Origin of the sequence: Blautia parvula (assembly GCF_020215665.1) — a bacterium.
GTDB classification, from domain to species: domain Bacteria; phylum Bacillota; class Clostridia; order Lachnospirales; family Lachnospiraceae; genus Blautia; species Blautia celeris.
The window spans coordinates 342,526-368,970 of record NZ_CP084061.1 but is presented as its reverse complement, the minus strand read 5'-3'; the positions used below and the strand labels follow the sequence as shown (position 1 = coordinate 368,970).

Below are 26,445 nucleotides of genomic sequence, written 5' to 3'. Positions count from 1 at the left end.
CTATAGATTTCTTTTAACTTTCTGCCCTGCTGCTATTGTCACCATTTCTTTTCCAAGAAGGATCGCAACATCCTTTTTCCCATTGTTTTCTACCACAACTGATTTATGATCAGCTTTGACTATGAAAGAATTCCCCTTAAAGCATAACGGAAATATAAGCCTATTCCATTTTTCCGGCAGTTTTGGAGCAATGCGCATATGCTCACCTTCCATTCTCACACCGCCGAATCCCATTACCGTACTCTCCCATATGCCGCCTGCGGATGCACTATGGATTCCTTCGTTAGAAGATTTCATCTGAGTTCCCAAATCAATGGTCAATGCTCCCTCATACAAATCATATGCCATTTTTTCCAGACCGAGATCATTTGCCAGGATTGCATGTGTAGATTTACTCAAAGAAGAATCATGAAGCGTCTTATCTTCATAAAAAATAAAATTCTTACGTTTTATTTCCTGATCAAACAATGTATCCAGAAGAAACAGCAGCATAACAGTATCTGCCTGTTTTGAAACCATATACTGATTCAGTTGTTCCGTATTGAAATCGTTGTAAATGGTCAGCACCTTATCGGAGGTCTTATACTTCGTAAGATCCAGCTTTTTTAAACTCAGAAACTGATCAGACTGAGGAATGATTCCATCCTCATTGGGGATAGGAAGGTAAATCTTATCAATACATGCTTCAATCTTTTCTTTAATATAAGAAAGATCCAATTTTTCATCCAGCTTTCGATACGATTCCGAATCTTCCTCCGAAAGCTGAGCAATAATTTTAAGAGCCTGGCTCATATTGTTGGCAGCCATATAGTTTGTGTATGTATTATTGTCCACATGTTCTTTATATTCATCCGGCCCGATAACATCAAGGATTTCATACCTATCTTTCTCTGCATTGTACTGTAACCGGCTTGCCCAAAACAGCGCCGTATCCAGAATAATTTCATAACCGTAATTTTTCATAAATTCTTTATCACCTGTAATCAGGTAATATTGTTCCACTGCATAAGCAATATCTGCGGAAATATGATGTTCAATAATTCCTGTCCAGCATTTGGTCAGCTTTCCTGTAACAACATCTGCTCCGATATACAATGGAGTCACCTCACCGTCGTCAACCCAAGCACATTCCCAAGGGTACATGGCACCTTCATAACCGCATTCTCTGGCTTTTAGGTGCGCTCCAAACAGATTCCTGTATCTGTATTCCAGCAGTGTTCTTGCTGTCTGCGGCCTTGTAAAGGTAAAATAAGGAAGAATAAACATCTCTGTATCCCAGAAAGAATGACCTTTATACCCTTCTCCCGTGAGGGCTTTTGCTCCGATTCCCACACGGTTATCATCATGCTTTACCATAATATTTAAGTGATACAACGCAAAACGAACTGCCAACTGGTCAAAATCCGCATCTCCTTCAATAAGAATATCACTTTCCTTCCAATATTCTTTCCATTTGTTTTCACTTTCCTGTTTCAGCACTTCATAACCTTTGGCAAATGCGGCTTTCAAAGCTGTCATACCATCTTTTTTCAGCGTTTCCGTAATATTTTCCGCATCCATGCCTTCATATACCTTGTCACGGGAGGTATGCAGAATGGAAATCTTCTCAAAATGAATCGATTGCCCCGCCGGCACCTTGAAGCTAAATTTATTCATCAGGGTTCTCCTTCCCATAATAGGAAGTACCTCTGCCTCCGCATCCAAGCTGCATGCCGCGTGCTGTGCAAACCAAACTCCGGATTCTGTGGTCTTTGCCAGATACTGCATGTCCCTTGCTTCATAAATTCTTCTTTTCAGGTCTTTGAAATGCTGAGAACCGCTGTTTGTCACACTACCGTCTATTCCCGTTTCAATGCTCACTGCTGCGTCTTTATCCACTGATAAACAGAGGGCTGCTGCCATCACATGTTCATCCGCCAGCGATACAATTCTCTGAAACCGGGCATTTATGGTCACACCGGAAGGGCTTGTCCATGTAAATTCACGGATAACCTCTCCATTTTTCAGGTTCATAGTTCTTTTATATGCTTTCAATTCTCCCTGGGACAGATTGATTTTATGACCGTCTATCATAATTGTCATACCAGTCATATCCGCAGCATTTGGCAGCTCTGTCACTTCTTCCCTGGAAGCTTTATTAAACGTTCCTGTAACGAATGTATTTCTTACTTCTCCTGTATATGCCTCCTCCAAAGCGTTGCGGACACCAAGATATCCGTTTCCCTGGGCAAAAATGGCTTCACATTTTCCCAAATATCTCTCATCAAAAGCGTTTTCCTGAATCAGCCAGTTTTTCAGTTCTCCGGTTCCTGCATCGTATTTCATCATATTCATAAATCGGCTTTCCTCTCTTCCTATATTAGCCTTTTACCCCTGAAGCCGCCACAGATGCCTGTACCTGTTCCTGTGCACATACATATAAAAGAATGCCTGGAAGTACGACAATTGTCAGGGCAGCGAATAATTTTGTGTAGTCATAAGAGAATGATTCCGTAAAAAACTGCAGTGCCAGCGGCAGTGTTCTGTTCTTGTCAGAAGAAGTAAGCAGGGACGCATAGAAATATTCATTCCAGTTATTCAGGAACATCAGAATCCCTGCGGTGGCAAGTCCGCTTTTTGCCAGTGGAAAATTTATCTTCCAGAATATAGTGAAAAATCCCGCTCCATCCAAAGTTGCCGCCTCATCCAGTGATTTTGGAATAGCCATAAAGGTTGATTTCAAAATAAACATAGACATGGCAAGCCCCATGGACAGATATACCAGCGTAACCCCCCAGATATTATCGTACAGATTTAACTTCATGACCAGTGAAAACAAAGGCTGAGCCTTAGACTGTGCCGGAACTAGAAGAGTAATGGTAAACAGTGCAAAAATAAGACTTTTCCCAGGAAATCTAAATTTTGCTATTACATATCCGCCCATTGCAAATATCACAAGGGAAGCAGCTGTTGATACCACACAGATCAGCGCAGAATTAATAAAGTATTGGACAAAGTTATACTTTTCAAAAATATACACAAATGCATCAAACTTGATACTGGTAGGCAGTGAAAAGGGACTTGATAAAATCTGAGCATTTGTTTTAAAGGCGGACATGATAACCCAGATAATCGGAAAAACAGATACGATAATTGTGAATATCATTACTGTATACATAAAAATTTTTATGATCTTCTTTTTCATTTTTTCCATGATGACCTTCCTTCCTTAATAAACACTTTCGTTCATTTTAAACACTCTGTTGACTATGGCTAAGATAATCAGTCCAAGTATAAACATAATCACACCATTGGCGTTGGCGTAGCCGTATTTCATATCTTGGATAGCTTTTACCAAAATGATTGGAAGGTTCATGGTATCATCTCCGGGACCTCCGGCTGTGGTGAGCGCAATCTGTTCATACATAGCTACACGGGAAGTAATGGAGCATATCACACCTGTACCAATGGCATTCCGGCAGAGCGGAAGATGGATCATACGTGTAATCTGCCAGCCCGTTGCACCATCCACTTTTGCCGCTTCTGTCAATTCTTCGGGAATAGCCATCAGGTCATTGAGTACGATCAGCGTGACAATAACCGCATAGAATAACCAGGTAAATGTAACTGCCCAGAATGCATACGGTGACTCATAAAACCACTGTATGTGAAAATCCGGGTTGATTTTGCGGATAATGTTGTTCAGAATACCCATGTCATCATTGAAAATAAATCTGTAAATCATGGCCCATGCCGCCGCTGAGATAACGTTAGGCACCATAAATACTGCACGAGTGAATTTCCATCCCTTTGGTTTGTGATACAGGATGAACGCAACCAAAACGCCGAATCCTACATGAAGCGTTCCGGCGATCAGGGACCACAAAAGTATATTTTTCAGAGAGATACGGAATGCATCATTTGTAAACATATCCATATAATTTTTTAATCCAATGAAAACTGGTGTATTAAATCCGTCCCACTTTGTCAGTGATGTATAAAATACGGTAATAATGGGTTGTAGGTAAAATATCAGAAAAATCAGAAGGGATGGGAGCAAGAAAAGATATATCCATTTATAATTTCTTCTTTCCAGCTTACTGATCTTAACTTTTTGTTTTTTGACCAAAAATTTTCTCTCCTTTCTTCTAAAACAAGCTGTCTCAAACGTGAAAATCCCTTTGGACAGCTTGTTTCCTTACAGGCAGCGATTTAAGAAATTACTCTTTTCCTGCTGCCCTTTTTCAAAATTTTACTGTTTTGCTTCCTCTGCCTTCTTTGTCAGTTCATCACAAAACTCTTCCGGTGTCAGTGTGTTGTCAATGAGTTTTGGAAGCAGCTTGCCAAATTCTGTATCGGCTACAGACGCAGGGAATACATCCCCAAGACTCGCACAATAGGTGGTTTCATCATTCATGCTTTCAGACAGTTCATATAACAAAGGAGTTTTTTTCAGTTCTGCCAAAAAGTTGTCCGAATAAGTAAGCTGAGGAGCAACCCCGCCTTCTGTCAATACCAATTCCTCAATTTCCTCCTGAGAATCACGAAATGCAAGGAACGCCTCCGCCGCTTCTTTCTCTTCATCAGTTGCTGTATTGGCTATCCAGAATTCCCCGTATGAACTGGGGTTTGCGAATGCAATATTTCCAGGATAAATGGTTGCTTTTACATCTTCACCATTAAAACCATTGCTCCATTTATCTGCTGAGCCTTCTTCAAATTCAGGTGCCATCCAAGAACCATTACAAATGACTGCCGCATTTTTGCTCATAAATGCATTTGCTGCGTCTGCATATGCTGCACCTACCGTATTTGATGACGCATTATTCTGAAGTATTGTCTGCAATTTTGCAACTCCGTTTACAAAAGCAGGAGCAGAGTAATCCCATAATTTATCATTCACACTACTGTTCAGCAGTTCAACACCGCCCTCTTCGTTTGCGATCAGAGCTGTCAGCATTAAGGCAGTTGTCCAGCCGTTTTCTGCCGTCATAAACGCTATCTTGTTGTCTCCCAAGCTGTCCACAAATTCATCAACCGTCATATCCCTGATATCCTTATCCGGAGTGTACATGGAACTGTTATAATAAAGGCCTACAGGTTTGAGCACGCTCGTTGGTTTACAGATTAATTTACCATCTACTGTACAAAATTCCCTTGATTCGGGAATCCAGTTTGCTGCTACATCTGGATTTTCCTCCGCAAATTCTGTCAAGTCGTATGCCATGTCATTGGCCAGTACAATCTGTTTGAACCACTGCGTATCAATACCGCCTGAACCTGGAGCATGCACCAGAACAGGAAGCTTATTCTGCTGGGCAAGCTGTTTGATTTTATCTGCATAAGAGGCCTGAGGAACTTCTTCAACTGTAATTTTATACTTTCCTTCATACTTTTCATTGAAACGCTCTATTTCAGGAAGAAAGAAAGTTGCTCCCACATTTTCACCAGCAAGATATGTTGGGAACTTTAATTCGATAACTCCTTTGCTTTCTTTTGCCTCTCCACCTTCTGACGTTTCATTTTTGTTGCCGCCGCATGCCGTCAGACTAAGCGCCATAACAGACGCCAATACCAATGCTGTTACTTTTTTGATTTTCATAAATTTTACCTCCTAAAGAATGTTATTTATTTCCAAAAACGTTTTTGAAAAATTATATTTTAAAAAGCAGGCTCTGCTGCTTTTTAAATATCTAATCTCTTTACTGAATCTCTTACAATAAGTTTATGAGGAACAAATATCCTGTCAGAAACCACTTCTCCATTCAGCATATCATTTAAAACTTTTATCCCCACATATCCTTTTTCCCTGATATTCTGGTTTATGGTGGTAATTCCCGGTTTTATATAGTCCAGGGTATAAAGTCCATCAAATCCCGTTACAGAAAAATCTTCTGGTACAGAGTATCCACACTCACTTACTGCTCGGCAGACACCAAGCGCCATCAGATCACTCATACAGATAAATGCGGTAGCTCTTGTTTTTTGATATTTTTCTATGTATGCTTTTGTATTTTCAAATGCTTTTGCTTCATTAAAATAGCAATCAAAAATCCCTATGTTATCTATATCTATTCTATGCTTTTCAATGGCTTTTTTGAATCCCCGGTAACGTTTATGTGTTACTTCCGCATCTTCTTTACCTTTTATTAAAACCACCTCTCTATGTCCCTGATCCAACACATAGTCTGTGATCTCTTCAAAAGCTGCTTCATCATTCGTCATCACAGTAGCAATATTTTTCCCCTGAAGCACTGTATCAATAGCAACGCAGGGAATATCCAGTCTACCTGCTTCTATTAAATATTCATCCTGTATTTTCATACCCATGATAATAACGCCCGAAAGACTATATTCACTGCACATATCCTCCAATAGTTTTTCTTTCTGCATTTTCGTGCTGATTCCATAAGTTGCTACAGTGGTTCCTCTTTCGTTCACATACTCATAAATTCCCCTGAGTATATTGCCGGTAAATTCATCCATTCTTTCATTTTTATACAAATCAGATATGATCAATGCCATATTTCTCTTTGACTTAGAGGATAGATTCTTAGCACTCTGATTTGGCACATATCCTAATTCGCGTACTGTCTTTTGAACCTTTTTTCTCGTTTTTTCATTTACATCCGTATAACCATTCAAGGCTCTTGAAACTGTACTTACAGATACACCGGCATTTTTAGCCACATCTTTAATAGAAACTGCCATATAATCACCTACAATATCGCTTTCAAAAACGTTTTCGCTTTGATGCATTTAAATATACTCCTTTCACATCTAAATGTCAAAGGGTTTTCTTGTATTTCTACAAATCATAAGGTTTTTCTTATATTTTTTACAAATTACGGTGCAATCTTTTATGTATTTTGCACAATGCTTTTCTTTTCGTCACGGACATTTTTTTATCAAAACCTGTACATGAGAAAGACTAGACAAGTTTACTAAAATCTGATATAATGAATTATCTCAATAATCGGTGTGCCCAGAAATTGGAAGACTGCCAAAAAAGTTCTTTGAAAGGACTTTTTTGGCAGTTTTTTTGGAGGAAAAAAATGTATTTAATGATTGATAATTATGACTCATTTGTGTACAATCTTGTATGTTATATGGAAGAATTAGGGGAAAAGGTAGAGTTAGTGCGTAATGATAAAATTTCTGTGGAAGAAATTGAAGATTTAGTATCCCTTAAAAGAATTGAAGGATTGATTATATCGCCGGGACCTAAAAGCCCTGAAGACTGTGGAAACTGCAAAGAAATTGTTAATAAAATGGCGGGCAGACTTCCAATCTTAGGTGTTTGCCTGGGACATCAAATTATAGGTCATGTGTTTGGAGCGATCGTTCAAAAGGGATTAAAACCCATGCATGGTAAAGTATCTAAAATAGTGACAAATCAAAAAGAATTGTTTACAGGACTTCCATTACATTACAATGTAACTCGTTATCACTCTTTAATTATCAGTGAAGAAAGCTTTCCTGATGAATTGGAGATAGATGCACGCTCAGAAGACGGAATAATTATGGGTATTCATCACAAAACATTTCCTATTTTTGGTGTGCAGTTTCATCCTGAAGCCGTGTTAACTGAATATGGTCACGAAATACTTAAAAATTATATTGAATTATGCAAAGGATGGTGGAAGATACATGAGAACTATAGTTCATAAATTAGATTTTTATGTGAAATCAGAAGATATTTTTGAGCAATATAAAAATAGAAAAATGGCTGTTTTCTTAGATTCTTCTCTTGAAAATCAACTGGGGCAATTTTCGATTATCGGCTTAGAGCCTTATTTGATATTAAAAGAAGAGGATGGAGTTTTTTATAAAAATGATGAACCGCAGTTTGAAACTTTTGAATTTGGAATGAAAAAGGCCTTACAAAAATATCAGGAAAAAAATCCAACGAAATTACCATTGGTTTCCGGTGCAATTGGTTACTTTTCGTATGACTATGGAAGAAAGTTTGAACATATTTCTACCCGTCATCCAAAAAAAATCCATATGCCGGAAGCTATGTTTGCATTTTATGATTTCTTGATTATTGATGATAAAAAAGAAAAAGCACTTTATATCACCGCAAGAGGTGAAACTAAAGATGCGGAAACAGCAATTACAGAATTGGAAAAAGAAATTAAATCTTGTAATCTTTCTCTAAAACCCCCAAAAAAATATCAACTTGCGTTATTTTCTCCAAATTTTACAAAAGAAGATTACAAAAAAGCCATTGAAAAAATGATTTCTTACATCATAGAGGGTGATATTTATATTGCAAATATGACACAGCAATTAAAAATATACAGTCAGAAAGAACCTTATGATGTCTATCGTTATTTGCGTGTATATAATCCATCTCCTTTTGGCGTCTTTTTTCAAGGAGGAGATTATCAAATTGCCTGTGCTTCACCAGAACGTTTTTTGCAGGTGAAAAATGGTAATATAGAAACAAGACCAATCAAAGGGACCAGAAAGCGTGGAGAAACAAAAAAAGAAGATTTACAGTTAAAATTAGAATTACAACAATCCTCCAAAGACCGTAGTGAGTTACTGATGATTGTAGATTTAGAAAGGAATGATTTAAATCATGTTTGTGAACCAGGAAGCGTGATAGTAACGGAGCATTTTGCAGTAGAAACTTATGCTACAGTGTTTCATTTGGTTACTACTATTATCGGTAAAATGAAGAAAACAATTCAGACTACTGATTTAATAGAAGCTACTTTTCCAGGTGGCTCTATTACCGGCGCTCCCAAAATACGTTCTATGGAAATTATTGATGAACTGGAACATGATAGAAGAAATTTATATACCGGTTCTATCGGGTACTTTTCTTTTAATGGAGATTGTGATTTTAATATTGTTATACGTACCGCTGTTTATCAAAATGATACCTATTATATAGGCGTTGGAGGGGGGATTACTTGTGAATCTGACTCAGAATTTGAATATGAAGAAACCCTACAGAAAGCAAAGGCTATTCTGGAAGCTATTGGTGATGAATAATGACAAAAGTTTTTATGCAGCATGATTTGAAAGGAGAAAAATGATAATAGCAGATGACGGATTTTTTTTTGGAATTGGTGCTTTTGAAACAATTGCAGTTAAAGATGGAGTTCCTATACTTCTGTCTCACCACTATGATCGGCTTTTGAATACTCTAAAATTTTTAAATCTTACGAATATATCCATGGATGAAATAAAGAGGGAAGTAAAAAATACCTTAGAAAATCAAGATATGCAGAAGGGAAGTAAGGTGTTAAAAATTACAGTTTCAAAAGAAAATGTACTTATTTCCACCAGGCCAAATACATACCGTAAAAAAGATTATGAAAAAGGATTTATTACAGATTATTCCGCTGTTCGGCGCAATGAAACCTCTCCTTTGACCTATCACAAAACTTTGAATTATGGTGATTGCCTAATGGAAAAAAGAAGCTTCAGGAAGAGGGGAATTCAGGAACCAATATTTTTGAATACAAAAGGAGAACTTTCAGAAGGCGCTACCACAAATATATTTTTTGTAAAGGACAAAGACATTATCGCACCACCAATGTCCTGCGGCATGCTGCCGGGAATTATTCGAAAATATATATATGATTCCTGCAAAATTAAGGAACGGATTTTAACTCCTGATATGATATTAGATTATGATGAGATGTTTTTGACAAATTCTCTGTTGGGTATTATGCCTGTAAAAAAGTTGGGCAGTCATTCATTTAAAAGCCAGGAGATTGGAAAAAATTTACTAAAAAAGTATTTATCAGAAACTGCGTCTATTGTAGAATAATAAGCATATTGTGCTATTTTTGAGCGCATGTTCCATATCGGAATCAGAATGGATTTGTTATAATTTTAATAAATATAATCACAGGCAGCTGTGAGCCAATTGCAGTATCAGCGGCCTGTGCAATGGAAAAGAGAAGGGGTGGCGCATTGCGGATATTCGTATCCTCCTATATGACGATTTTTGATAAAGGTGCCGGTAATGGCACCTTTCAGACTGTAGACAAAACGGTTCGCGATGTCATGTCCGCGAACCGTTTTTTTACCCATTTCCAGTTTTCAAATTTAAATTTTGAGACTATGAAGAAAAGTCTGTAAATAAGATTCTTCTATGATAATGAGTGGTGAAAAGTCTTAAGAATAGGCTTTTCACCCTTACTTTATATATAACAGTTACAAAAAGGCATGTCAACAGCAGGCGGTAAATCCGCCTGTTATTCGCTCATGTTCGATCACTCCGGAAGCCGTCCTTCGTACATGATACTTAATTCTCCATACACCTGAGCCCAGTTCCGGATGGTTGTGGTCCATTTCTTTGTGGCCTCAAAGGTTGCTAAATATAACGCTTTGAGCAACGCTGTGTCGCTTGGAAATACGCTTCTCTGGCGGTTCAGCTTTCGATAAGTGGAATTCAGCGATTCAATGGCATTTGTCGTACTATCACGAAATCGGCATAGTACGACTTATGCCGACAAAAAAACTATACCGACATTTTTAACAAATCCCTCATTCACTGGCTCTTTCGAAAAAATATCGGTATAGTTTTTGACCTTTTCTTAAATATCCCTCATGATGGAACAAAAAGAAGGAGGTTTCCTATGATGAGGGAAAAACAAAAGGAACTTAATGGATCGATCCAGGAAGTAATGGATCAGATGGCCGAAAGAAGGTATGGAAAAAAGACACTTATACATTACCAGTCCAGTTACCAGCTTCTGATATCTCTGGCACAGCATATGGGAGAGGGAAGGCTTTCGGAGGAACTCATAAAAACTTTTCTGGACAGTCCGGCCACATGCAGTGAAAAATGGATCCAGAAGGAACTGACCCACCGAAAACGCTGTATCCGGCTGCTCCTGTCGCTTATACAAACAGGGACTGTTGACTGGAGAAGGCAGGATACAGAAGGTATATCCGAAAAACTTGTGAATGAAGGATTCCGATTGGAAATAAAAAGCTTTGTCAAAGTTCTGGAACAGGAGGGACTCAGCCCCAATACCATAGCCGGATATCAGCGTATCGTTACCTATTTTTTGTTGTTCTGCCAAAAAAACGGGTATGGGAAGTTATCCGATATCAGGACAGATGATGTGAGCACTTTTATCGTATCTCTTTACAAAGATGGACGGTACCAGCCGTCCACGATTGGAAGCGGCCTGGCAGGATTGCGCAGGTTCCTTTCCAGTAATGGCCACACGGCACAGTTTCTTCTGGAGATACCGGTGCATCTGCCAAAGGAAATAAAGATCATAGAGATCTATCAGGAGGAGGAGCTTGCGGCTCTCAGAACAACGCTCTCATCAGGGCTTTTGACAAAAAGAGATACTGCTGTCTGTAAGCTTCTTTTAGAGACAGGGCTCCGGGGGACCGATGTCTGTTCTTTGAAGCTGAAAGATATCGACTGGGAGAAGGACTGCATTTCCATCATTCAGGATAAGACGGGGAAACCGCTCATCCTTCCCTTGAGGGCGTCTTACGGGAATGCTATCGCTGATTACATCCTGAAGGAACGCCCTAAGAGCGGATCAGACAATGTTTTTTTGAAAACTTTTGCACCGTTTGGGCCCCTGGGTACGGGGAGCATTTATGAGATCCTGAAAAAACTGGAGGGGCTTGCCGGGATCAAAAACGAAGGACGGCCTGTGGGGAGCCGGATGACAAGGCACCACGCCGCATCCTCCATGCTGCGGGCGGGCATCCCCATGCCAGATATCTCAGCAGTTCTCGGGCACAGAGATCCAAACACGGTATCCGTATATCTTTTAACGGATGCCATCAGTCTGGCTGCTTGTACGCTCCCGCTCCCTCCTGTTTGGAAAGGGGGTATCGCCCATGTACAGTAAATCTCTTCCGGAACTTGTCAGCCAGTTTGTTTCTTATAAAAAGGCTAATGGGTATCAATACGAGACTGGAGCTTATTATCTAAAGAAGTATGTCCGGTTTGTCATGGAGACAGCTCCTGAAACCGCAGTTCCGGACAAAGCAAGCGTTGAGGGGTTTCTTGAAAGGCTCCAGGATACCCCGGGAGGCCTTTATAATGCGGCCGCATTTCTGCGTGAGTTCAGCAGATACCTTCATGCACGGGGCCTCAAAGCATATCTTATCCCGTCCGGAAGGCTGCATCCCCCCACACCGGCCCAACCGTATTTTTTACGGAGGATGAGATCATCGCGTTCTTCATGGAATGCGACCGAATGCCGGATACACCCTATTTAAAGGGAAGGCATCTGATCCTCCCCGCGATCTTCCGGCTTATGTACTGCTGTGGGCTCCGCTGTAAAGAGGCACGCACACTTGCCAGGCAAAACGTACATCTGGATCAGGGTTATCTCGATGTCCTCCAGTCCAAGGGGCCCAAGAGCCGGAGAGTCTATATTTCCCAAGAACTTACGGAATATCTGGCTGGCTATGACAGCCGGATCAGCCGCCTGTTCCCGGACCGCACGTTCTTTTTCCCAAACAGGAAAGGCCGTCCATACGGTGCCTGCTGGCTGGAACGGAACTTCCTGCGTTTCTGGTATGCCGCTTTCCCGGAAAAGAAGGATTCGGGCATCAGCATCCGTGCATATGATCTCCGACATCACTTTGTCTATGCCAACATGAACCGCTGGCTGCGGGAGGGGAAGGACGTAAACGCCATGCTCCCTTACCTTATGCGGTATATGGGGCATTCCGAGATCAAAAATACCCTGTATTATTTCCATCTTGTGCCGGATATTTATGGCGGGATCCTGGAGATGTCCGGGCATTCGGAAGGGCTGATACCGGAGGTGGATGATGGCAGGGAGGAATGATAAAAACAACCCCAAAAGGTTTGACAGCGTTTTCTTCTGGGAGACGGCCAGACGCTTTCTGGACCACGAGCTTCCAAAGATCAGGAAAAAGAGCGGGAATACAGTTGCTTCTTACCGCTCCTCGCTCAACACCTGTATTGACTTTCTGGAGGAGATGAAAGGTATCTGCCGTGAACGTGTATGTTTCAATGACCTGGACAGAAAAAGCCTGAAAGATTATCTTGTATGGATGGCTGATATCAAGAGCTGGAGTCCAAAGACCTGTAATCTCCGGCTGACCGCAGCGAGAGCCCTGCTGTCGTATGCATCGGAAGAATGCATCGATATTACCCCGCTCTTTGTTTCAAGCCAGACGATACATAGTTTGAATGTTCCCGGAGGCGAGATCAGGTATTTTGAAGATCATCAGATAAAGGCACTTCTTGACGCGCCTGGTAGGGAGAAACGGTCTGAACGCCGGAACCGGGTGCTCCTGGTCCTTGGATATGATGCCGCCATGCGGGTAGGGGAACTGACAGGGGTGAAGGTCCATGACCTGCATCTTAATGCGGAAACACCTTATATCCGGATACTTGGAAAAGGCGAAAAATACAGGAGTGTCCCACTGATGAAAAAGACTGTGCAGCACCTGAGGGGATATCTCGGGGAATTTCATGGGGATCTCCCTGAACCGGACGCGCCTCTCTTTTATGCGGCCACACATGGGGTGAGGCATGGGCTGTCAGATGACTGCATCCAGAAAGTCTTGAAAAAGTATGCGGAAAAATGCCGGAATGAAGGGGTCCCAATGCCGGAGGACATCCATTTCCACATGGTAAGAAAGACCAGGGCGATGAGCTTATACCAGGAGGGATGTCCTTTATCCTATATCCAGCAGATGCTTGGACATGAAAATATCTCAACCACCTCCGGATTCTACGCCTTTGTGACCCTGGATACATTAGCAAAGGTATTGGAACAGACCAATCCGGATGGAGGAGATGCAGAAAAGAACTGGAAGGATAAAAAAATATCGGAAGCTTTATACCGGCTATAAAAACTATACCGACATTTTTTTAGAAAGACCTTGTAAATACGGGATTTCTTAGAAATGTCGGTATAGTTTCTTTGTCGGCATAAGTCGTATATATGACCTTCCTGACCATTGCTGAAAACTTGAAAATTGGGGATATGGCATCCCAGTTATCCTTCCAGCGCTTCATGGAATTCGGATATTTGGGCGTCCATTTTTCTGTTACCCGGTCAAGTGCTGCCAGCGCCTTTTTTTCATCAGCTGCCTGGTAGATGGTCTTTAGATCTGCGGCAAATGCCTTCCTGTCTTTATCTGGAACATATTTTAATGTGTTTCTTACCTGATGGACAATGCATCTCTGATATTCTGTTTTGGGGAATGCGGCAGCAATGGCTTCCTTTATTCCCGTAAGGCCGTCCGCACAGATGATGAGGATGTCTTTTACCCCCCGGTTCTTCAGTTCATTTAAAACAGACAGCCAGTATTTTGAACTTTCATTCTCTCCCACATGGATTGTCAGTACCTCTTTCTTTCCTTCTGTATTGATCCCAAGGATGACATAGGCGGCAAGCTTGCGGATCACACCATTGTCACGGACAGAATAGTGGATGGCGTCAATGTAAAGGATGGGATAGACATTATCCAGAGGACGGTTCTGCCAGTCTTCGATCTGAGGAAGGATCTTGTCTGTAACATCAGAAATAAATCCTTCCGAGGTCTCAAATCCGTAGATATCTTCAATAGTTTCAGATATCTGCCGGGTAGTCATTCCCTTCGCATACATGGAAATGATCTTCTGGTCAATATCAGAAATGTCTTTCTGGCGTTTTTTGACCACCTGTGGTTCAAAGGTAGATTTTCGGTCTTGCGGCACATCGATTTCCATGGAACCGTAACTACTGTTGACCCGTTTTCGTTTGTAACCGTTCCGGTAATCATCATTGTCTGAGCGTTCCGATTTTTGATATCCCAGGTGATCATCCAGCTCAGCCTCCATCATTTCCTTGATGGTTCCGCCAAGAAGATCTTTCAGGGCATCCTGAATGTCTTCAGCTGTCTGAATATCGTATTCTTCCAAAAGCTGATGGATAATGCTGCGCTTTCCTTCCGTCATATGTACTCTGTGTACTGGTTTCTTTTGTCTTGCCATAATAAAAGGCCCTCCTATGATTTTTATTTTATCATAGAAGAATCTTATAAATCCTATTTTACAGAAAAAGTTTCACACTCTCTAAATTTTATGCTGGAACAGAAAAATTGCAATGATGAAGAGCGGTATTTCGCTCCCCATTTTATCCGCCATTTCCAAATTGCCAGTTTCTTTAGATTCATGCAGCCAAATAAGAGGTTAAGCTCCATTTTGATCTTAGCCAGACCTCTGTACTGAGTGTATCTCATTCCGTGTTTTTCCTTTGCATCTGCAAAGACTCTCTCTATGGTTTCCTTGCGTTGTTTGTATCGTTCTTTCATTCCGATTGTATGACGGATTTCTTCGACCTGCTCCATGTAGTTTTCCCATACATGACGCGTAATTACTTTTACGGAATCTTTACTGTTTGTGCAACGATCCCGGTGAGGACAGCTTTGGCAAATAAGCCAGTCACTTTTATACTCCCGATATCCTTCACGGTTTGTTGTCGTGTAATGAAGCACTTTGTGATCCGGGCATAGATAGCAGTCAAAGAATTCATCGTATACAAAATCATATTTTTTGAAAAATAGCTTGAGTCATAGGCCTTTTGTACGGCATGACCGGAGTCTTTCCATCTTTTATCAGCTGGCGGGCGATTGACGGTATCTTATATCCTGCATCCATTACGTAGTATATCCCATATTTCCAATTCTGCCTTAATCGTCGGTATAAATGCCAGAACGACACACTGTCATGGACATTCCCCGCAGTCACTTCAAAATCCAAAACATAATTATTCTTGTCACAACAGGTGTTGGCAGCATAGGCAAAGACCTGCTTATGCTCACCTTTATGGAACCAGCCGCTGTCAGGGTCAGTGGTGCTGACCTTCTGTGTGATCATTTCCGGTTCCTTTTCTTTTTCTTTCAGTGGCTTCTTTCCGTGTTCCTGACGATCCCTTTTGATTTCTTCCTGCAGTTCCTTCTCATAACTGCGTGCTTCTTTTCGGATAACCTCATTTTGATATTTATGAGAATTGGCACTGGCTTTGATGTGAGTGCCGTCAATAAACAAGCTTTCTGTATCAAGAAAACCATTTGCTGCAACCTCGGACAGTATCTTTGAGAAGATTTTCTCAAACAAATCCGTGTCTTTGAAACGTCTGGAATAGTTTTTGCCAAAGGTGGAGAAATGAGGGATTTCCTCATGCATTCCATAGCCCAGATACCACCTGTAAGCAAAATTTACTTCAATTTCACGAATTGTTTTGCGCATGGAAGGGATTCCGAAAATGTACTGGATCATGGCAATTTTAATCAATACAACCGGATCGATACTTTCACGTCCAAAATCACTGTATAAATCTTTCACTTCCTCATATATAAAACTCATGTCAATAGCTTCATCCAGCTTCCGTACCAGATGGTTTCTAGGTACAAGATCCTCCAGACTTGCGATTTCCATCTGTGTTCTTTCTGCGTTATCTTTTTTCCCCATCATAAAGAAAAACCTGCCTTTCCTGATGATCCTATTATACCATCTGGAAAGGGCAGGTTAAACTGAAAATAGACAACCGCCTCCAAAAAGAGGGTGATTGTCTACAGTCTGAAAGGTGCCAGTAATGGCACCTTTATACAAGAGGGCTCTTAACAAATCTTCTTTGGTGATTTAACCTCCTGATATCCTATTGCATTTGCCGCTCTCCTGTTCCAAAATTCTGCAAGGCATTTCCTCTCTTCTTCCGTAAGTTCTTTTATATCTACTTCTTTGTCGTTAATTATTACAATATTTCTATATGTCATAATCAACACTCCCCTATTTCTTTTATTCAATGGTATGACCTATGGGTTGTACAACTTGCATACCGTTATTCATCATGCCGTTTTAGTATCCTTGATATACAGACAAACAGCTGAAGAATTTTTTATTAAGATATGATATAAATAAAGGTAATAAATAATAATATCTCCTGATATATTTTAAAATGAAAGGAGCTATCTTTATGCCATTATTTAAAGAAAAGAGTTATACTCATTTGCAGTCAATTTGACTGCAGATGATAAAACTTACGTTGAGCCGGATATCAGCATTATCTGTGACAAAAACAGACTCACAGACAAGGGCTGCAGCTACAGTATAAAGTTCGGGGCGTTTTACATAAAACATTGAGGGTGATTACATTTGAAAGAAATGAATGATAAAAAGATAAGCCAGGCAAAATTTGGAGCTGCATATATAAGAGTATCAACACATATGCAGGATGAGCTGTCTCCAGACGCGCAAAAAAGGCTAATTATGGATCATGCAAAAACCGATGGTGTTATAATTTCAAATGACTATGTATTCGTTGAGAAAGGAATCTCTGGAAAAAAGGCGGATAAACGGCCGGAATTTTTACGAATGATTTCTTTGGCTAAGCAAAAGCCTGCACCTTTCAAAGTGATTTATGTATGGAAATTTTCTCGATTTGCCCGAAACCAGGAAGAGTCTATACTTTATAAATCTTTACTTAGAAAGCAATGCAATATAGAAGTTATTAGTGTTTCAGAACCTATCATAGAAGGCCCTTTTGGCAGCCTGATTGAAAGAATTATAGAATGGATGGACGAATATTATTCTATTCGCCTTTCCGGGGAAGTTTCACGTGGAATGATGGAAAAAGCGCTTCGAGGAGGATACCAAGCTCGACCTCCTCTCGGATATAAAATAGATAGAAAAGGAGAGCCTCCTGTTATAGTTCCTGAAGAAGCTGAAGTTGTTAAAATGATTTTTAACAAGTATGTTAATGCAGGAATGGGATTATTCGAGATTGCTCGTGCCCTAAACGCATTAGGTTATAAAACAAGTCATAATAAACCCTTTGAGCGACGCAGCATAGAATATATTTTACAAAATCCTACTTATTGCGGTATGATCCGCTGGAATCGCACCGTAAATGAAACTAATGAAATTCGGCCAAAAGAAGAGTGGGTTATTACTAAAGGATATCACGAGGCTATAATAAGCGAAGAATTATTCAATAAAGCCCAAGAACGATATAACACCACCTATAAGCCCAAGGGAAAAAGACCGACATCCAGTTACCGCCATTGGTTGAGTGGGCTATTAAAATGCCCCGTCTGTGGCCGAACTATGGTTTGTAAAAATCACTACAAAAAGAATGGAACGGTTGATACTTTTTACTATTCCTGTTATGGATATTCAAAAGGAAAATGTCTATCAAGCCTTACTTTGAGCACCCACAAAATAGAACCTGTCTTTTTCGAGGCACTCAAAGATGCAACACGTAGTAAAAATTTATATTTTGAAATCAAAAGAAAATCGAACCAAAATCACAGTGAAGCAGATATTTTAAAAAAGCTGTATGATAAAGTAGATATGAAAGAAAAGCGAATCAAAACTGCCTATCAAAATGGCATTGATAGTTTAGAAGAATACCGCGAAAACAAGCTGTTGCTTCAAAAAGAGCGCGAGAGTATTGCGCAAAAAATAGCCGAGCTTGATCAACCGGATTCCAAAGACTACACTCCTTTAATGAAAGAACTGATAAAAACCACATATGATATCGTCACATCTTCTAATTTTACCATAGAGCAAAAAAGTACATCTTTACAATCAATCATATCAAAAATAGTATATAATAGAGACAACGACAGCCTAGATATACAGTATTACTATTCATAGATAAATTTGAAGCCGCCTTGCAGACTGAAAATTTATTCTGCGTGAAACATAAAGGCATTTAGCGTAGCGGGCTACGCTGACTGAATAGGGGGCAAATATGCCGCAGAGTGGGGCGTACAGATTGTCGGAATGCATTTTCAAACACGCTCTAGGGGCTATTGCAATTTGGATGACACAGTGGGGGTCCAAGTATCTGGGCGACCAGGGCTACACCGCCATTGAGATCCTCCGGAATTTCTACGGTGACAACATGTATATCAATACGGCTGAGGAGATTGCCGGCATCCCCATCTCATGGCCGGGAAGCAATCTGGATATCGGCAGCTCCGGCGACAAGGTGGAGCAGCTACAGGAACAGCTAAATGCCATCCGCCAGGGCTATCCCGCACTGCCGGCCGTAACCGTGGACGGCATCTACGGGGAGGGCACACAGCGGGCTGTACGGGATTTTCAGCGGATCTTCAGCCTGCCTGTCACGGGCATTGTGGATTATCCCACCTGGTACAAAATACAGGAGATCTACGTGGGCGTCACAAGAATCGCGGAACTTGTATAACCATCACCAAAAAATCCGGAAAGGCCGGGTACAGATTCTTTGTACCCAACCCTCCCGGATTTTCTTTTACAGCCTCTTGATATCATTAAACAGGACAAACACCATGAGCAGCATCAAAAGAACAAACCCCGCAAAGTGTATCATACCCTCCACATTCCGGTTCACCTCTTTGCCGCGTATGGCCTCTATGATGAGGAATACCAGACGACCTCCGTCCAGTGCCGGAATGGGCAGCAGGTTCATAACGCCCAGATTGGCTGACAGAAGGATCACCCAGTAGAGCATCTGCATGCTCAATATCACGCTGCCCTCGGATTTTGCCTCCTGGACAGAATCTCCGATGGCGTCCACAATCCCCACCGGGCCGGACAGGTCATTTACGGAAAATGTCCCCTTGATGAGAAGTCCCAGGCTCTGAACCGTACTGGTGATCCAGTAGCGGACCTCCACGGCGCTGTATTTGAGCACGCCTAAAAATCCGGTCTTCTCTCTGTACAGGTTATAGTCAAACCCGCTGCTGACCACAGTCCGCATCTGAGGTTTTGCCGTAACTTCCCGCTCCTTGCCGTTACGCTCCACAGTCAGAGTGATCTCATCCCCTGTGAGCGGATGCGCCTCCATATAATCCTGAAGCTCTTTTCCGTCTGTGATCTTCGTGCCCGCAATGCCTGTGATCACATCCCCGGCCTGCAGACCGGCTTTCATCATGGGACTGTCAATATAGATCTCCATGATCTGCGCAGGGCCTTCACTGCTGTAGGTAAATCCCAGCATCTTCTTCTCTATGCTGTCAGCAGTAAAGGAAATGTCCTCTGTCTTCCCGTCCCGCTTCACTTTCATATCAATGGTTTTATCCTGATACCCGTGCAGTGTCTGGTAAAGACTCAAATCCCTGCCTATGGAAATATGCTTTCCGTTGAATTCCGTGATCAGGTCGCCTTCCTTAAGTCCCGCCGCTTCCGCCGCAGACCCTTCCTGCACAACGGTCACTCTGGCCGGGTCATACCCCACCACGCTGGTGATGATCATGGCGCAGACAAAGGCCATGATAAAGTTAAACACAGGACCTGCCGCCACCACGGAGATTCTGGCCCACACAGAGGCGTTGTTGAAGGAACCTGCGCTGTCGTCATCGTCATCCTCTCCTACCATCAGGCAGGAACCGCCGATGGGAAACAGCTTCAGGGAATACCTGGTGCCGCCCTTCTCTGTGGAAATCAGCCTCGGCCCCATACCCAGTGAAAATTCCGTCACTGCAATGCCGTTCCTCTTTGCCAGCAGAAAATGTCCCAGCTCATGAAAAATAACGATCAGGGAAAAGATAATAACTGCAATCAAAATATTTATAATACCGGAAAAACTCAATCTACCACCTGCCTTCAATCCATCTGTAAGTCTCCTGTTCGATGCCTGTAATTTCATCTACGTCCGGATTCTCAATCACTTTATGTCTTTCCATAGCTTCTTCAATTATTGAATAAATATCCAGGAAACCGATTTTTCTGTTCAAAAACATACCTACTGCCTTTTCATTTGCAGCGTTGAATACCGTGGGCATGGAACCACCCCTTTTGGATGCCTCCATAGCCAGCGGCAGCCCTTTAAAGGTGTCCATATCCGGCTCCTCAAAAGTGATAGATCCAAGTGCCGCAAAATCCAGACGCTCTCCGGGAAGAAAACGTCTCTCGCCCCCATACAAGGCATACTGAATGGGAAGCCGCATATCCGGAGTTCCAAGCTGGGCAATGATGCCCCCGTCCACAAACTCCACCATGGAGTGAATGACACTCTGAGGCTGCACCACAACCTGTATCCGGTCCAGATCCATATGGAACAGCCACTTTGCCTCCATAACCTCCAGTCCCTTGTTCACCAGGGTAGCGGAGTCAATGGTAATCTTCTGCCCCATGGCCCAGTTGGGATGCTTCAGAGCGTCCTCCACACGGATATTCGTAAGCTCCTCCCGCTTCTTTCCCCGGAAAGGCCCGCCGGAAGCTGTGATCAGCAGTTTGTGGATCCTGGAAGGGTCCTCCCCGTTCAGAGCCTGGAAGATGGCACTGTGTTCACTGTCCACAGGCAGGATACGCACGCCGTACTCTTTGGCAAGGGGCATGATAATATGCCCGGCTGTCACCAGTGTCTCCTTATTGGCAAGGGCAATATCCTTACCGGCCCGGATACCCTCCACAGTAGGGCGGATGCCGATCATGCCCACAATGGCTGTGACCAGTATATCCGACTCCGGCATGGCAGCCAGGGCGAGAAGCCCTTCCATGCCTCCTGTCACCGTACAATCCGTATCTGCGACCCTTTTTCTTAGCTCAGCCGCCTTTTTTTCATCCCCCACAGCCGCCAGCTTCGGATGAAAGCGCCGAATCTGTTCTTCCAGCATCCGGATATTGCTGCCTGCGGCAATTCCCACCACCTGCAGGTCATCATTTCTCTCCACCACATCCAAAGTCTGTGTGCCGATGGAACCTGTGGAACCTAATATCGCAATTTTCTTCATATCATCACAACCTCATTTACAGCAGTACATTTGCCAGGAAATAGATGAACGGTGCCGTAAATATGACACTGTCAAAACGGTCCAGAATACCGCCGTGGCCCGGGATCAGTCTGCCGTAATCCTTTATCTCTTTGTTTCTCTTGATCGCGGATGCCGCCAGATCTCCAACCATGGAGATCAATGCACCCACCGCGCAGATCAGGGCATACATAAGGGCCGTATGGCCGGAAGCAGGGTTCCATTTTGCAATCACCACTGCATACAGGGCGCCCAGAAGCGCGGCCCCCACAACGCCGCCCACACCGCCTTCCACGGATTTTTTCGGGCTTAACACAGGCGCCATTTTGTGCTTGCCGATGAGCATTCCCACACAGTAGGCACAGGTATCGCTGCCCCAGGAGCTTATAAAGATAAGGCCCACAAGCCATGCACCGCCTTCCAGATTCCTGGTTTTATAGATATAAGAAAGCATGACAGCCACGTAAATAACACCGAACATGGCAGCCATGATCTGGTCTGCATGGTATTTTGGGTATGTAAACACATACACGGACATAATGAGGACCAATGCAAATAAAATGGCAATAAGGGAAAATTCTTCCCTGTCCAGCAGAAGGGTCAGGTAGTAAACCATGGCCCCCGCATACCCCATGATCTCCAGGCTGCCGGCCTGATTTTCATGTACTCTCATGGCTTTGTACAGTTCCTGCATACCGATGAGGGAGATGGCAGCCAGCGTGGCAAAGAGCACGATTCCTCCCGGAATAATGGTGGCAAGGGCAATGATGACCAGCACAATTCCGCTTAACAGCCTTGTCTTGAACATGTTACTCCTCCTTCACGCCGCCGTATCTGCGGTCTCTCTGATTAAATTTCCAAATGGCCTTTTCAAACTCAGCCTTGTTAAAATCCGGCCATGCCACATCGGTAAAATAAAACTCCGTGTAGGCAAGCTGCCACATGAGAAAGTTGGAAAGGCGCTCCTCCCCGCTGGTACGGATCAACAGGTCAGGGTCCGGAAGTCCCTTGGTATCCAGATATCCGGATATGGTATCCTCTGTGATCTGCGCAGGGTCCAGCACGCCTTTTTTCACATCCCCGGCAAGATCCTGCACCGCTCTTTTGATCTCATCCCTGCTGCCGTAATTCAGCGCGATCTGGAAATGCAGCTCATCAAACTGGCTGGAATACTCCTCCAGTTCTCTGATCCTTGCCTGCAGGTCCTCGTCAAAGACAGAGGGCTCCCCGATCACGCGGACGCGCATCTTATTGTCCCTTGCGATTTTCAGGCATTTTTTCATATAATTGCGGAACAGCTTCATCAGGCCGTCCACTTCATCTTTGGAACGTTTCCAGTTTTCAGTGGAAAAGGCATAGACCGTGAGATATTTTACCCCCAGCCCCTTGGCTATGGAGCATATTTTTTCCAGGTTCTCGCAGCCTTTCACATGCCCGTATGTCCTCGGCATTCCTTTGGCTTTGGCCCAGCGGCCGTTTCCGTCCAGAATGATTGCCACATGATTTGGAATCACCATGTTTTTCTCCTCCTACGCGTAAAAGAGGCACAATACCTTTTTCTTGTATGTGCCCCTCTTGATTATAAATTATACGGTTAAGATTTCTTTGGATTTCTCTTCCACTGTCTTATCAATGTTCTTGCCGAACTTATCTGTCAGTTTCTGGATCACATCTTCCAGCTCCTTGATCTCATCCTCAGATACATCCTGTTTTGCCAGTTTTTTGAATGCCTCATTGGCATCGCGGCGGATATTGCGGATAGCTACCTTGGCAGCCTCCCCTTTCTTCTTCACGTCTTTCACCAGCTCTTTTCTGCGCTCCTCAGTGAGCTCAGGCAGCACCAGACGAATCGATTTGCCGTCATTATTGGGGTTGATCCCCAAGTCAGATGTCAGGATCGCTTTCTGGATGTCTTTGATCAGAGAAGCCTCCCATGGCTGGATCTGAATCATTCTGGGTTCCGGAACGGTTACATTTGCCACCTGCTGCAGAGGTGTAGGTGCTCCATAATAGTCTACGGTGATTTTATCCAGAATATGCGGATTTGCACGTCCGGCACGGATGGTTCCCAGTTCTTTTACCAGGGCATCCATGGTCTTGTTCATCTTGTCTTCATATTTTGCGATTCTCTCATCAGTTGCCATACTCGTTTTCCTCCCAGATTATACTAATACTTTTGTTCCCGTGAATTTACCGTGCGCGGTATTCACAATACTGTCTTTCTCATTCAGCCCGAACACCAGCATGGGCATCTTATTTTCCATACAGAGGATGGAGGCGGTCATATCCACAACAGCCAGCTTTTTGTCAATGACTTCCTGGATGCTCACCTCATCATACTTCTTGGCATCCGGATTGCTCTTGGGATCACTGTCATACACGCCGTCCACTGCTTTTGCCAGGAAAATCATATCCGCTTCAATCTCCACTGCGCGCAGTACCGTTGCCGTATCCGTTGAGAAATAAGGATGGCCGGTGCCGCCTGCCATAAAGACTACCATGCCGCGGTCGAAATATTTATTGACACGGTCCTTGGAAAATAATTTTGTAAAGGAGCCGCATTCAAACGGGGTCAGGACGCTGGTTCTCATGCCTGCTGTGCGGAAGATCTCAGATACATAGATACAGTTCATGACTGTGGCAAGCATTCCGATCTGGTCAGCTTTGGTCCTGTCAATATTCTCACTGGTACGGCCTCTCCAGAAATTGCCGCCGCCGATGACAATACCCACCTGGATTCCCTCGTCCACCAGAACTTTTACCTGGCGGGCAACCTCCATGACTGTCGCCTCATCAAAACCTGTCTTCTTTGGACCTGCCAGTGCTTCTCCGCTCAGTTTCAGTAAAATTCTCTTCATCTGTTATTCCTCTTCATTATTCATTTTCTGTAATGATCTTTATTATCTGGTCATACTGCTTTTTGATTTCATCCATATCCTCCCGGGAGGGAAGTTCACCTCTTCTGCCCTTCTCCACCGCAGGCTGCATCTCATCATAAAGGCAGCTAAGCCCCAAATTGCCGGATACTCCCTTCATGGTATGGGCAGCTTTAAAAAACTCTTCCGCATCTCCCTGCGCAAAGGCCTTCTGCATCTCCCCAAAGGTGGTATCCTCCGGAAATTTTCTTAAAAACTTCATGCACAGCATTTCATTGTTCATAAAACGCTCCAGTGTGCCGTCCATGTCACACCCCGCTTCACGCAGTTTTGTCAGCATTACATGTTCCATATACATTCTCCTTATACCGGAAAATATGCTTCCCCGGCACAGCATCCGCTGTTTCGGCAGTTACCTGTCAGACACGCTTCGCCATAAACGGTAACTTAGATTTTCATTCTATCCCTAGTATACCTGTAAAATTTACTGATTTCAAGGGAATTTTCTATAAACTCTGAAACAGACTCCAATATCCCTGCACGAAGATATAAAGGACAATGACAGGCAGGATAAATGTGAGATAAACCTTTATTTTTCTGGGGAAAGAGATGCCTTCCCCCGTGTTGGCTTCCTTCAGGAAATTTTCCCATCCCCAGCCGTATCTTGTCACACAGAACAAAAGATACACAAGGGAACCCAGAGGAAGCAGGTTGTTGCTCACCAGGAAATCCTCAAATCCCATGATATCCTTGCCCAGAATGGTAAAGTCACTTAATATGGTCATACCGAAAATACAGGGCAGGGACAATAGAAATATGGCAATACCGTTTATGAGCGCTGCCTTTTTCACGCTCCAGTTCCACAGATCCTGCGCAAAGGATATGATATTCTGGAACACGGCGATAATGGTAGAAAGCGCGGCAAAGGACATGAACAGGAAGAACAGCGCTCCCCAGAACCTTCCGCCCTTCATGGCATTAAACACATTGGGCAGGGTCACGAACACAAGACCCGGGCCCTCTCCGGGATTGACGTTGAAAGCGGAGCATGCCGGGAAAATGATAAGCCCTGCAATGAGCGCCACCATGGTATCCAGGATCGTAATGCTGACAGCCTCCCCGGTGAGCTTATGTTCCTTGCCTATATAGCTTCCGAAAATAGCCAGGGCGCCGATTCCAAGGCTCAGGGTAAAGAACGCCTGTCCCATGGCCGCAAAGATAACCTCCTGGATCTTATACTCGGAGAGCTTGCCGAAATCCGGCAGCAGATAGAATTTCAGTCCCTCAGACGCACCCTCCAGCGTACAGGAGCGCACAGCCAGAAGCACCATCAGCGCCAGCAGCACCACCATCATGATCTTGGTGATCTTTTCCACACCCTTCTGCAGACCCATGGAGCACACTGCGAAACCGATGACTACGATCAGGACCATCCAGAAGATCATCTGGGTCATGTCCGTGGAAAGGCTTCCGAATGCCGCACTGACTCCTTCCGTGTCAAGGCCTGTAAAGTCGCCTTTCACCATTTTAACAAAATAAGCCAGCATCCAGCCGCCGATGGTGGTGTAGAACATCATCAGCAGATAATTGCCTGCCATACCGAAATATCGGTAGATATGCCATTTACTGCCCTTCTTTTCCAGTACATTGAAGGAGGTGGCAATACTCTTCTGGCTGGCCCTGCCCACTGCAAATTCCATGACCATGATCGGCAGCCCCAGAACGATCAGAAAGAACAGATAGATCAGAACGAACGCCGCACCGCCGTACTTTCCCGTTATGTAGGGAAAACGCCATACATTTCCAAGACCGATGGCACAACCTGCAGATATCAGGATAAAGCCCAGTCTGGAAGAAAATTTTTCTCTTTCCATTTCCT

At 43.2% G+C, this 26,445-nt stretch carries 24 protein-coding genes and 5 pseudogenes; 11 read left to right on the top strand and 18 right to left on the bottom strand.

Annotated elements, in window-relative coordinates; translation table 11 throughout:
- The 5 genes from LC508_RS01820 to LC508_RS01800 all read right to left on the bottom strand — a co-directional run bounded on the left by LC508_RS01820 (position 1) and on the right by LC508_RS01800 (position 6,738).
- Positions 1 to 2,334 carry a glycoside hydrolase family 65 protein gene (locus LC508_RS01820; RefSeq protein ID WP_103732270.1) on the bottom strand — a complete coding sequence of 778 codons (2,334 nt, stop codon included), beginning with the start codon at positions 2,332 to 2,334 and terminating at the stop codon, positions 1 to 3.
- A 25-nt stretch (positions 2,335 to 2,359) separates the two neighbouring features.
- On the bottom strand, positions 2,360 to 3,193 hold the full coding sequence (locus LC508_RS01815) for a carbohydrate ABC transporter permease (protein WP_103732269.1): 834 nt from the start codon (positions 3,191 to 3,193) through the stop codon (positions 2,360 to 2,362).
- 15 nt (positions 3,194 to 3,208) lie between these two features.
- Positions 3,209 to 4,108: a carbohydrate ABC transporter permease gene (locus LC508_RS01810; RefSeq protein WP_103732268.1), complete on the bottom strand. Its 900-nt coding sequence runs from the start codon at positions 4,106 to 4,108 to the stop codon at positions 3,209 to 3,211.
- A 123-nt stretch (positions 4,109 to 4,231) separates the two neighbouring features.
- Positions 4,232 to 5,581 (bottom strand): ABC transporter substrate-binding protein, encoded by a 1,350-nt coding sequence (locus LC508_RS01805; RefSeq protein ID WP_103732267.1) that lies wholly within the window; start codon positions 5,579 to 5,581, stop codon positions 4,232 to 4,234.
- A gap of 83 nt (positions 5,582 to 5,664) precedes the next feature.
- Positions 5,665 to 6,738, bottom strand: coding sequence for a LacI family DNA-binding transcriptional regulator (locus LC508_RS01800; RefSeq protein ID WP_225305299.1), 1,074 nt, complete (start codon positions 6,736 to 6,738; stop codon positions 5,665 to 5,667).
- Positions 6,739 to 7,034: 296 nt separating this feature from the next.
- Here LC508_RS01800 and LC508_RS01795 point away from each other — a divergent pair, with 296 nt between their 5' ends.
- From LC508_RS01795 to LC508_RS01785, 3 genes are read left to right on the top strand one after another with little or no spacing between them, the layout of a single operon-like run.
- A complete protein-coding gene (locus LC508_RS01795) occupies positions 7,035 to 7,649 on the top strand; it encodes an anthranilate synthase component II (RefSeq protein ID WP_103733186.1) in 615 nt (204 codons plus the stop codon).
- Positions 7,630 to 8,985 carry an aminodeoxychorismate synthase component I gene (gene pabB, locus LC508_RS01790; RefSeq protein ID WP_118594135.1) on the top strand — a complete coding sequence of 452 codons (1,356 nt, stop codon included), beginning with the start codon at positions 7,630 to 7,632 and terminating at the stop codon, positions 8,983 to 8,985. Before LC508_RS01795 ends, pabB begins: the two co-directional genes overlap by 20 nt.
- Positions 8,986 to 9,025: 40 nt before the next feature.
- Complete coding sequence (locus LC508_RS01785) at positions 9,026 to 9,769, top strand: aminotransferase class IV (RefSeq protein ID WP_103733190.1); 744 nt, start codon at positions 9,026 to 9,028, stop codon at positions 9,767 to 9,769.
- Positions 9,770 to 10,217: 448 nt separating this feature from the next.
- Here LC508_RS01785 and LC508_RS28465 read toward each other — a convergent pair.
- Positions 10,218 to 10,421: pseudogene (locus LC508_RS28465) on the bottom strand (transposase); the annotation flags it as partial.
- 162 nt (positions 10,422 to 10,583) lie between these two features.
- Here LC508_RS28465 and LC508_RS01775 point away from each other — a divergent pair.
- Genes LC508_RS01775 through LC508_RS01760 form a run of 4 tightly spaced genes read left to right on the top strand, consistent with a single transcriptional unit; the run spans position 10,584 to position 13,815 of the window.
- On the top strand, positions 10,584 to 11,828 hold the full coding sequence (locus LC508_RS01775) for a tyrosine-type recombinase/integrase (protein ID WP_148394088.1): 1,245 nt from the start codon (positions 10,584 to 10,586) through the stop codon (positions 11,826 to 11,828).
- On the top strand, positions 11,818 to 12,201 hold the full coding sequence (locus LC508_RS01770; protein ID WP_148394099.1) for a hypothetical protein: 384 nt from the start codon (positions 11,818 to 11,820) through the stop codon (positions 12,199 to 12,201). The genes LC508_RS01775 and LC508_RS01770 overlap by 11 nt, the downstream gene beginning before the upstream one ends.
- Positions 12,180 to 12,779: a tyrosine-type recombinase/integrase gene (locus tag LC508_RS01765; RefSeq protein WP_187370736.1), complete on the top strand. Its 600-nt coding sequence runs from the start codon at positions 12,180 to 12,182 to the stop codon at positions 12,777 to 12,779. The genes LC508_RS01770 and LC508_RS01765 overlap by 22 nt, the downstream gene beginning before the upstream one ends.
- Entirely contained in the window at positions 12,760 to 13,815 is a 1,056-nt protein-coding gene (locus tag LC508_RS01760) for a tyrosine-type recombinase/integrase (protein WP_225305298.1), read from the top strand. Before LC508_RS01765 ends, LC508_RS01760 begins: the two co-directional genes overlap by 20 nt.
- A gap of 82 nt (positions 13,816 to 13,897) precedes the next feature.
- On the opposite strand, the pseudogene LC508_RS01755 reads toward LC508_RS01760, so the two are convergent.
- The 3 genes and pseudogenes from LC508_RS01755 to LC508_RS01745 form a co-directional block, all read right to left on the bottom strand.
- Positions 13,898 to 14,941: pseudogene (locus LC508_RS01755) on the bottom strand (IS256 family transposase); the annotation flags it as partial.
- A 53-nt stretch (positions 14,942 to 14,994) separates the two neighbouring features.
- Positions 14,995 to 16,423: pseudogene (locus LC508_RS01750) on the bottom strand (IS1182 family transposase).
- Between the two features lie 146 nt (positions 16,424 to 16,569).
- Entirely contained in the window at positions 16,570 to 16,725 is a 156-nt protein-coding gene (locus tag LC508_RS01745) for a hypothetical protein (RefSeq protein WP_158587307.1), read from the bottom strand.
- 232 nt (positions 16,726 to 16,957) lie between these two features.
- Here LC508_RS01745 and LC508_RS28460 point away from each other — a divergent pair.
- Positions 16,958 to 17,050 (top strand): annotated as a pseudogene (locus LC508_RS28460) (Uma2 family endonuclease); the annotation flags it as partial.
- A gap of 63 nt (positions 17,051 to 17,113) precedes the next feature.
- The gene (locus LC508_RS01735; protein ID WP_103731179.1) at positions 17,114 to 18,607 is read left to right on the top strand and encodes a recombinase family protein; all 1,494 of its coding nucleotides are present in this window, start codon (positions 17,114 to 17,116) and stop codon (positions 18,605 to 18,607) included.
- Here the strand turns inward: LC508_RS01735 and LC508_RS28455 are convergent.
- Positions 18,602 to 18,742, bottom strand: a complete 141-nt coding sequence (locus LC508_RS28455) for a DUF6783 domain-containing protein (RefSeq protein WP_306800705.1) — start codon at positions 18,740 to 18,742, stop codon at positions 18,602 to 18,604. The two genes, LC508_RS01735 and LC508_RS28455, sit on opposite strands and share 6 nt — an antisense overlap.
- On the opposite strand from LC508_RS28455, the gene LC508_RS28680 reads away from it, so the two are divergent.
- Positions 18,692 to 18,829 (top strand): DUF6783 domain-containing protein, encoded by a 138-nt coding sequence (locus tag LC508_RS28680; RefSeq protein ID WP_317430407.1) that lies wholly within the window; start codon positions 18,692 to 18,694, stop codon positions 18,827 to 18,829. The genes LC508_RS28455 and LC508_RS28680 overlap by 51 nt on opposite strands.
- Positions 18,774 to 19,163, top strand: a pseudogene (locus LC508_RS01730) (peptidoglycan-binding protein); the annotation flags it as partial. The gene LC508_RS28680 and the pseudogene LC508_RS01730, both read left to right, overlap by 56 nt.
- A 66-nt stretch (positions 19,164 to 19,229) precedes the next feature.
- Here the strand turns inward: LC508_RS01730 and rseP are convergent.
- The 8 genes from rseP to LC508_RS01690 all read right to left on the bottom strand — a co-directional run bounded on the left by rseP (position 19,230) and on the right by LC508_RS01690 (position 26,440).
- On the bottom strand, positions 19,230 to 20,546 hold the full coding sequence (rseP, locus tag LC508_RS01725) for an RIP metalloprotease RseP (RefSeq protein ID WP_291586706.1): 1,317 nt from the start codon (positions 20,544 to 20,546) through the stop codon (positions 19,230 to 19,232).
- The gene (gene dxr, locus LC508_RS01720) at positions 20,530 to 21,672 is read right to left on the bottom strand and encodes a 1-deoxy-D-xylulose-5-phosphate reductoisomerase (RefSeq protein WP_054352417.1); all 1,143 of its coding nucleotides are present in this window, start codon (positions 21,670 to 21,672) and stop codon (positions 20,530 to 20,532) included. The genes rseP and dxr overlap by 17 nt, the downstream gene beginning before the upstream one ends.
- Positions 21,673 to 21,688: 16 nt before the next feature.
- Entirely contained in the window at positions 21,689 to 22,498 is an 810-nt protein-coding gene (locus tag LC508_RS01715; protein WP_033143420.1) for a phosphatidate cytidylyltransferase, read from the bottom strand.
- A 1-nt stretch (position 22,499) separates the two neighbouring features.
- Positions 22,500 to 23,207, bottom strand: a complete 708-nt coding sequence (locus LC508_RS01710; RefSeq protein WP_103731173.1) for an isoprenyl transferase — start codon at positions 23,205 to 23,207, stop codon at positions 22,500 to 22,502.
- Between the two features lie 69 nt (positions 23,208 to 23,276).
- Positions 23,277 to 23,834: a ribosome recycling factor gene (frr, locus tag LC508_RS01705; RefSeq protein WP_033143422.1), complete on the bottom strand. Its 558-nt coding sequence runs from the start codon at positions 23,832 to 23,834 to the stop codon at positions 23,277 to 23,279.
- Positions 23,835 to 23,852: 18 nt separating this feature from the next.
- Positions 23,853 to 24,548, bottom strand: coding sequence for a UMP kinase (gene pyrH / locus LC508_RS01700; RefSeq protein ID WP_033143423.1), 696 nt, complete (start codon positions 24,546 to 24,548; stop codon positions 23,853 to 23,855).
- A 16-nt stretch (positions 24,549 to 24,564) separates the two neighbouring features.
- Complete coding sequence (locus LC508_RS01695; RefSeq protein ID WP_033143424.1) at positions 24,565 to 24,918, bottom strand: Hpt domain-containing protein; 354 nt, start codon at positions 24,916 to 24,918, stop codon at positions 24,565 to 24,567.
- 154 nt (positions 24,919 to 25,072) lie between these two features.
- Positions 25,073 to 26,440: a sodium-dependent transporter gene (locus LC508_RS01690; RefSeq protein ID WP_033143425.1), complete on the bottom strand. Its 1,368-nt coding sequence runs from the start codon at positions 26,438 to 26,440 to the stop codon at positions 25,073 to 25,075.
- Positions 26,441 to 26,445 lie beyond the last annotated feature (5 nt).